We start from the raw sequence: 8,304 nt of genomic DNA, 5'->3' as shown, positions 1-8,304 counted from the left end.
CGGAGGGTGCAGGACTCGAACCTGCAAGGGATTTCTCCCGCTGGTTTTCGAAACCAGTGCATTACCATTCTGCCAACCCTCCTTACAATGGTGCCCTCGAGAGGATTTGAACCTCTGACTTTCAGCTCCGCAAGCTGACGCTCTATCCACTGAGCTACGAGGGCATAAAAAACAAAAGTGCTATACAGCACTTCTATTATATCAAAAAATTAACAGACTAATTCAGAATTTTAATAATCTAGCTATTTTACCGATAAAATCCTCTGTTCTCTCAAGTTCTTCAAGTATGTGATCTTTTAATATGCTTTTTATCAAAAATGGATCTGCATCTTCTAGCTGAATACTAATCAAAGAAGTAAACCTCTTAGTCGTTTCAAAGTTTAATGTCTTGATCGGCGGCTCGTATACCAGCCAGAAAGATTTTAATCTATTATACGGGTAAAAATTGTCTCCTACTTTTACTCCAATGTTACTAATACCAATTTCTATCATTCGCGGTTTAACCTCGGCATACTTAAATAAAAGAAAACCAAGTAATAAAAAAACTGGTATAGAAAGCCATTGCTTCATAAGCGCTAAGATAGTTATTATGATAACATTAAAAATTATAATAGATGCGTGCCAAGCTAATGATTTTTTATGGAAAATAAACTCTGGCGCTTTCCAAGATATTAAATAATTATCCTCAAAAGAATTAATATTTTGATTATCTTGGGTGATATTATTCTCCACTAAATTATTAGCTTTGCTCTTCGAAGAACTAGTTTTTTTCTTTTTTGCTGCCATCTTATTTGCTGCCATCTTAGCAATCAATTAATTCTTAACTTAATATAAACCATACTTATGCCTAAATCAATATTGGAATATTTTTACATACTATACGTTATCTATTTCTCTAAAAGTTTTTTTAATCTGCTTCTTATTGCACCCGGTTTTCTTTCAAACCTGTTAGCCAACTCTAAAGCTTTAATTTCCTTTCTGTAAAGCTCCAATAAAAGGTGATCTTCTTCTTTCGTCCATTTTTCATACGCTTTTTTATAGTTTTTTCTTACTTCCTCTACTGCATAGCTTTTGTTCGCTTGTTTTTCATTAATTTTATTTTCTTTTTCGTTATTTGGAACAAAAGTTTTGAGCAATCTCTCTCTAATTCTTTTTGCTAATGGAGTTTCTTTTTTGTAAACTTTCTCGAAGACCTTCTCCTCATAATCCTCTTTCTCCATTTCTCCTGATAGTTTCTTTAACTCTATATCAATTTGCTTTGCTTCGTCGCTAACCATCAAAGCCAAATCATTTATTCCTAGAAGATTTAAATTACTAAGCGCTCTAACCCTGGAAAGCGCTACATACCCCAAACCAAATGTAAAAGCTTTACTCAAATCTACTTCGGCGGCGTCAAGAGTCATTCCCTGACTCTTGTGTACGGTAATTGCCCATGCCAGTCTAAGCGGAACTTGGGTTGTTTTGGCAAGGACGGTATTGTTTTCTTCAATTGCCCAATCGGTAGGCATTGCGACAATTCTTCTTCCATTCCTTATTTTAACAATTGGATACCCGCTTTCATGAAAATCAACGACTTTTCCGATTGTTCCATTAACATAGCCTTTACCAAAATCGTTTTTTACAAACATAACGATTGCATTCCTCTTTAATTTTAACTCTTCAGGAGCTAAACAATTTTTCTTTAGTGTTTCAATCAAAGCCTCTTTGCCCTCACCTCTCATTAAATAAACATGCTCCTCGTCAGGTAAGCTATCAAGTTTACCTATATTTATTGCATCAGCATTCGCATTGTGTGTATAGAGCTTTGTGACTTTTTCGGGGTCTTCAAGCTCTACGTTAATCCTGCTTGCTAATATATCAATATGACTTTCTGTAATGTCACCTGACCTAATACTGACTAAGAGATCGTTTAAGTTATGGTCACTTTGCCTATACTGTTTTGTAAGATAACAGATCTTTGGGTTAAGCTTTGTCCAAACCTCAGATTTAACAATAAAATTACCACTATTTCTTTCTTTATCAACCGGCGGTAATTGAAAAAAGTCACCGCACAAAATTAATTGAATACCGCCAAAGGAACGATCGTCATTTTTGACAACTCTGCAAATAGTATCAGCCATATCTAACTGAAAATCATGTAACATAGAGATCTCGTCAATAATAAGAACATCAGTATCTTTTATTCTTGCTCTTACCTTAGAATTCATCTTAATTTTGGATAAATCGGAACTTGATAGATCTTTCTTTATACCAAAACCAGCCCAAGAATGGATAGTTCTTCCGTTAATGTGAGTAGCCGCGATGCCGGTTGACGCCGTAATAGCAACGTTAGTTCCCTTGTCTTTTAAATGCTTTATGAATTTATTTAAAACATATGTCTTCCCGGTACCTGCCGGACCCGTTAAAAGAATATTGTTGCCACTTTTTAATATTTCTAGCGCTTTTTCTTGATTCATAATTTACTCATTACCTTGCGGCGCCCAACAAGCCGTTTCTTATTATTTGATTATTTTTACTTTATACTTTATGAAAAAGTCACAAAATTTCATTCAACAGAACGTTCTAACCTAAAGCTCACTCCTTAACAAGTAAAAGCCTTGGAGTACCATCGTTAAAATAATTATCTTTCCAGCCTTTAATCTTAAATTCTGCTTTTAAATATATAGAGATTGCCGATGAATTTTCCGGGTGAGTTACAAGTGTTGCCGGTTTATTATTACCGGCTTTTTTAATCAAAGCTTCAAGCGCTTGTTTACCAAATCCTTTTCCTTGGAATTTTAAACCGATTATAAACTCGCAAATATAAAATGAATCTTTTCTTTCTTGGTAAGCAATTATCCCAATCTTTTGATCACGAAAAATAATAAAAAATAATTCATTTTCATCTAGAAACTTCTTGATTTCTTCTTCTTTAGTAACCGTAGGGTAAAAAATTTTACTTATAGCATTTTTCTCAAAATTGCTAATAATTACCCACTCATCTTTTATTGCTTTTCTTAATATGATTTTATTCATTTGATAATCCTTGGCGATTTATGTTCGAAAAAAATCCGAACTAATTCCACCTAACGCTTACCACTAAAACAAAGCTTTATTTATTCTACTTTATTAAAATTATTAAGAAAAGAATAAATAAAATTTGAAAATTAAATATAAGGTTTGGCAGTTGTAGGGCGAAGATATGTATAAACATGCTTCATTTCTTCCGGAGTATATATTTGGATAATTTTGAATTTACCGGAAGTAGTTTGTTTTACATTATCATGTGTGACCTCAATAATATGTACTAATCCCCAGTATAGCCACTTACCGTCTATATTTTGAACCAAAAAATTACGAACAGGAGGTAGTTTATAAATTCTTACCTTTGGCTTATCTTTAAATTCAAAAATTTGATTTTCAAAATCTTTTACTAAAAATGGCTTAATCTTATGCCTCTCGTAGCTTAACTCATTTGGAAAGCCTTGTTCAGTTGTAAGTTGTAATGTGTCGTTAATTTCTATAAAACTACCCATAAATTTTCCTTTAAAAAATTAATTATTATAAAATTGCTTTTGAGTATTTTGCCTAATTATTTTTTATACGAAGCATATTCATTTTTAGCATTAAATATTATATTCTTGCTTATTAAACTTCTCTAAAGCTAATTAAGCGTAGCCTTGGCGAAGTTTAATGGCGGGACATTGATTTCTAGAGCCTTTAACCCTTCTTCAATTATTCCTATTTTATCATTCTTGTTTAGTGTATGACACCCTTGTATTTCTTTCGTATTAGATAATTTCAAGTTTTTCGTTCCGTTTTTGGCAGATTGCTCGTTTCTGCCAAGCCTGACAACGACTCACCGATTCTTTGCACTTGCACGAACTGATACTTCTTTGGTATTAGATTATACATTCGAATCAAAGCACTATCTGAAGTTATAAAAACATCAACAGCCGCAGCTTCAGCAATGTGCTGGAAATCATATGAGTCACCTGCTTTGTGTTTATGCCCTTCCGTTGCTGTTTGATTCATTTTTAATAAATAACAGCTAATATACGACGCTGTATGTGGTAGTGTTATACAGTCAATCTCTCGTATAGGTTTAAACAAATCTTTATACCATGATTGGATGTTAGTATCAAAATTATTTAACCAACTCTTTGCAACTATTTTTTTCTCTCGCTTCGAAAATTTTTGCTGTAACATATTCTGTACGGAATTATTTGCTCCCTTCATGCCCAATAAATAGTTCTGTTTATTATTGTATACTAAATCATCGAGGGTTTTTAATCTAAAACTTTTTTCTAACTTATCAAATATATTTTTAGATATCTCGTCAGACAGAAATATATTCTCTTGTTTTAGGGGTGCACCATTATTATTTTCCATTTGAATTAGCTCATTATATGGTTTGAGCAAATTTTGATTAGTGATAATTTTATATTCCCTAAGTACTTTTTTATAATCAACAATGTTTTTCGAGGAAAGACCAATCAGTTCTTCGAGGAAAGAGATGTTTCCAAAAACTACAAGATCACCATTCTTGATTAAATATTCTAATTGTTGAAACTGAGCATAATGATCTGGTCGAAAGATTAAATCCTGAAATGCATTATTATCAAATAATATTTTTTTCATATTTTCATTTTATCATTCTTACGTAGCGGTACACTCCTGTCTAATACCTTTTACATTATACAACAGATTGACACTAAAGGAGTATTAACAGTGGGGAAGAGAATAGGAGAAAAATCTATATACTCAGTACAATTTTAACCCATTTCCTAAGCACTATCTTCCCGTTTGAAGTTATGTGCCACCACTGTAAAAAACTAGCAACAGAAATTGTTATTGCCACAATTAGACTAATTACAGAGCTAATCTTATCGTTATTCATGATATCACAAGAAGAATTAACTTATTTGATTTATTATCCATTTTTTTGGCTTTTTCTGACTTCAACTAAAAAATTATGATACTCTATAGACCAGTTCAATCTTTCTTTCAATCTCTGCGCAAAAATTTCGTGATAATTTTTATCCTTAACTCCTTCTTTAAGTTTTTCTATATATTTCTTATGTTTTTTATTCATTGGTGTGGGATCCTCTACAAATCTATCGTGGATATCAGAATAAGACATGGCTAATTTATCTGCAATCTCCCATGTTAAAAGATCCCGTTTTACTAGCTCTTCTCCATAAATAAAATGGGCGTATCTGATTTTTCCGGGAGAACATGGAAGGTCTGAAATTGGCTGCTTTATAAATTCACCTATATCTTTAATGGATTTCCAATAATCATTAATTATTTTTTCCGCTTCAATTGGAGTCATATTTTTTTACCTTTCTAATTGTTCGTTTTGCTTTTTTGCAAGACATCCCCGTCTAAAAACCGTTCATTCTTTCTTTTCTTGTTTTTATATTCAAATACTATAAGCGGCGAAACTATAAAAATAGCTACTAAAAATAATGAAATTATCCAGTTGATATGGATAGAGGATGACGTAAATAAATCAATGCCCTGCAGCAAAAAACCAAAAAACATAATACTATCGCTTCAATCCTTTGTTTGTCTAAATAAACATAAAGATCGGTTGATATATCTTCGATATCCCCAGAACATCTTGCTTTTATTTCTTCCCCACTACCAAATATATGACCGGAGATTATCCAAAAAGACCCAACGAGAGTTAATAAAATTACTATAAACTGTAAATTATTAAACATATTATTCTTAATTATTTCGCTCGGTAAATTTCTTTTAATTATTAATTTTTATTTTCTCTAAAGCTTGATAAGCATCGTCATATAAATCATGAATAAGTTTAGATAAACAGAATTGTGCTTCTTCGTTCGGTCCAAGATAATCAGGTCCGAAGCCAAGACCAACCCGATGACATAAAGATAAAATAAGAAAATAAGTGGTGGAGCCCTTTCCCCACGCTTTTTCCGAGAATAAACGACATATTGGTAGGCTCCTACTTTCTGCTTCAGATTTATCTTTCATATTTACCCCGGATTTCTCAGCTTTTTCTATGTATAAATCGGCAAAGTTTTTCCTCCCTAGAAGAATAGCTGCACTATCTATACTACTAAGTCCGACTGTAGTAGCATGAGCAATAGCGCGGTTGTAATATGCCATGCCATCCCAAACATCGTCTCTTCCCTCATCATGTAAATACTGTCTTGTGAAAATGCTTTGAACAATCGCAAACTCATGCCCAAATTTATGTATCCATGCAAGTGCAAATAACTCAAACTGTAAAATTTTTAGCTCGGCTGCCAATTTTTGCTTATCAACATTAGTAAATACTGGATCTGCTTCTGTGAGAGCTTTTTTAGTATATTCAGGATATATAGCATCAATATCAACACCTTTAATATTTGTATTTAGAATTTGATTTTTATAGAAATCACGACAAAATTTTTCGACATAAATGGCTTATTTCTCGTCAAACATATTTATATTTCTCCTAAAGGTTCCAAAGTTTCATCTGGCGGGACATGTTGGTCTAGAGCCTTTGGCTCTTCTTCAATCATCCCTATTTTACCATTCTTGTTTAGTGGGACATGTTGGTCTAGAGTCTTTCACTCATTCCCCTTGTCCCTTATAAACAATGATATTTTACCAAAATTACACTGAAATTGACAGAATTTTGGTGTCTCATTTTGTGCGTGAATGAGACACTATAAAAAGAAATGTCTATTGTCTTATTTTGCTTTTAAAAAGCAGCTCTTGTGCTCCATCATATGATAACTCCTTTGGTAAATTATTCAGACTCTTTATTATACCAAAAGTGTTACCCATATATCTCATCTTCCGCAGTTATTTTTAATAAAATCATGCCCAATATCGTTATTCAAATCTTTAGAAAAAGATTTGCCCCACAAATATCTATCTTTATCTCTTAATGAACTATATTCTTGTACTAACCTTTTAACATCTTCGACAAAGTCAAAATAATCTTCAATAATTCTATTGTTGGATTTTGAATATAGTCCTTTATACTTAGATAATTCCCTACACACTCTAACATCATAAACCGTAAAGTCTTTTGGATATAAGATTGTTAAAATTGCGGATGCCATAGGAAGTCTAAATTGCCAATGATTTAATAAATAATTCAATCTTTCTTGTTTATTGTCTTTTTTTCTTATACCCGTAGTTAACTCCTTACAGCCATCTTTTATATTTTTCTTAGTTGATAATTCACAAATCCTTTTGGCGATTTTACTTTTAGCTCTGTTTGCTTTCCAGATTACAATACAAAAGAAATCAAAAGCATCTAAATATCCTTGTTTACTAAACTTTTTCGATACTTCTTCGGTTAAATACTTCTCTAAATTGTAATATTTTGAATAATCTTTCATGAATTATAAAGTAAGTTCTCGGTTTTTTTCTGCTTCCTTTTTGCTTAAAGGAGGCAACACAATTGATGCATTCTTGGCTATTAAAATCTTTCTTCCTGGTTCAAGCTTACAAGCAATATCACTACCTGCTAAGTATTTTGAATCCGCTTCGTTAGACAGCTTAAAAATAATTCTCAAACCTGCATACTGTAGCCACTTATCTAAATACTCTGGATCTAGTCTACTTGTTGAAAAGATCACAGTTATATTATCCTTATTTATAATATTAAAAAGAGCCGATTCCAATCTATCTTTATCGTGATAAACCATATCTGCTTCTTCTATATGAACAATAAGTTTATGACCACTAAAATCATTGTTAGCAATGCCCTCTAGTTCCTTGATCGCTAATTCTGGGCTAGTGATAGTCTTTTTGTATAGATATGGAGAATCTAATAACTTATAATCCACGCCTGTCATATCTAAAAATAAAAATTTCAACTTATCGGCAGAATATTTTGTAACCAAACCTCTGTAATAATGATTAGCAAACACTCCCTTGCCTGAGCCAGTCTCACCTAATAACAAAATGAAGTGTAGTTTACCAAAGAGATCATTCATATTTTATACCTCTATTAGATTTCACTAAAATAATTTAGGTGTATTATCAAAAAACGGTTCCAAAGTTTCGGTGTTTTTGAGCGTAAACAACGGGTTCGAGACCGACGTGGGGTAGCCCTCAGACGGGCACTTAATGCGCCTTAATGGCACCTAACAAGCCCTTCCTTCCTATTTGATCGTTCTTACTCTTTCAAAAGGTTCCAAACTTTTAATTGGCGGTGTTTTTTGATTGATGTTCGAACTTTTTTTGACGAAAACCCGAATTCTTAATTTTGAAATCCAATCGCTCGGGCGGGCAAAAAGGAAGGGGGTTGGGGGGAAGGAATTTTTGCCCGCCCTCGCTTTCCGATTC

11 protein-coding genes and 2 tRNA genes are annotated in these 8,304 nt (G+C 32.7%); all 13 read right to left on the bottom strand.

Annotated elements, in window-relative coordinates; all coding sequences use genetic code 11:
• A tRNA-Ser gene (locus COX95_02395) sits at positions 1-82 on the bottom strand.
• Between the two features lie 6 nt (positions 83-88).
• Positions 89-164: transfer RNA gene (locus COX95_02390), tRNA-Arg, on the bottom strand.
• Positions 165-222: 58 nt separating this feature from the next.
• Positions 223-801, bottom strand: coding sequence for a hypothetical protein (locus COX95_02385; protein ID PIZ86057.1), 579 nt, complete (start codon positions 799-801; stop codon positions 223-225).
• A gap of 86 nt (positions 802-887) precedes the next feature.
• Positions 888-2,456 carry a hypothetical protein gene (locus COX95_02380; protein ID PIZ86056.1) on the bottom strand — a complete coding sequence of 523 codons (1,569 nt, stop codon included), beginning with the start codon at positions 2,454-2,456 and terminating at the stop codon, positions 888-890.
• A gap of 118 nt (positions 2,457-2,574) precedes the next feature.
• Positions 2,575-3,015, bottom strand: coding sequence for a hypothetical protein (locus tag COX95_02375; GenBank protein PIZ86055.1), 441 nt, complete (start codon positions 3,013-3,015; stop codon positions 2,575-2,577).
• Positions 3,016-3,146: 131 nt separating this feature from the next.
• Entirely contained in the window at positions 3,147-3,515 is a 369-nt protein-coding gene (locus tag COX95_02370; protein ID PIZ86054.1) for a hypothetical protein, read from the bottom strand.
• A 265-nt stretch (positions 3,516-3,780) separates the two neighbouring features.
• Positions 3,781-4,620: a hypothetical protein gene (locus COX95_02365; GenBank protein ID PIZ86053.1), complete on the bottom strand. Its 840-nt coding sequence runs from the start codon at positions 4,618-4,620 to the stop codon at positions 3,781-3,783.
• Between the two features lie 292 nt (positions 4,621-4,912).
• Positions 4,913-5,314 carry a hypothetical protein gene (locus COX95_02360; protein ID PIZ86052.1) on the bottom strand — a complete coding sequence of 134 codons (402 nt, stop codon included), beginning with the start codon at positions 5,312-5,314 and terminating at the stop codon, positions 4,913-4,915.
• 14 nt (positions 5,315-5,328) lie between these two features.
• The gene (locus COX95_02355) at positions 5,329-5,526 is read right to left on the bottom strand and encodes a hypothetical protein (protein ID PIZ86051.1); all 198 of its coding nucleotides are present in this window, start codon (positions 5,524-5,526) and stop codon (positions 5,329-5,331) included.
• Positions 5,527-5,742: 216 nt separating this feature from the next.
• Positions 5,743-6,267: a hypothetical protein gene (locus COX95_02350; GenBank protein ID PIZ86050.1), complete on the bottom strand. Its 525-nt coding sequence runs from the start codon at positions 6,265-6,267 to the stop codon at positions 5,743-5,745.
• Between the two features lie 527 nt (positions 6,268-6,794).
• Positions 6,795-7,352 carry a hypothetical protein gene (locus tag COX95_02345; protein PIZ86049.1) on the bottom strand — a complete coding sequence of 186 codons (558 nt, stop codon included), beginning with the start codon at positions 7,350-7,352 and terminating at the stop codon, positions 6,795-6,797.
• A 3-nt stretch (positions 7,353-7,355) separates the two neighbouring features.
• Positions 7,356-7,952, bottom strand: a complete 597-nt coding sequence (locus tag COX95_02340; GenBank protein ID PIZ86048.1) for a hypothetical protein — start codon at positions 7,950-7,952, stop codon at positions 7,356-7,358.
• Between the two features lie 168 nt (positions 7,953-8,120).
• Positions 8,121-8,304 (bottom strand): hypothetical protein (locus COX95_02335; protein ID PIZ86047.1); only part of this gene is annotated, 184 nt, incomplete at its 5' end.

The sequence above is a fragment of the bacterium CG_4_10_14_0_2_um_filter_33_32 genome, assembly GCA_002792735.1.
Lineage (GTDB): Bacteria > Patescibacteriota > CPR2_A > CG2-30-33-46 > CG2-30-33-46 > CG2-30-33-46.
This window is presented reverse-complemented; position numbering and strand designations above follow the sequence as displayed.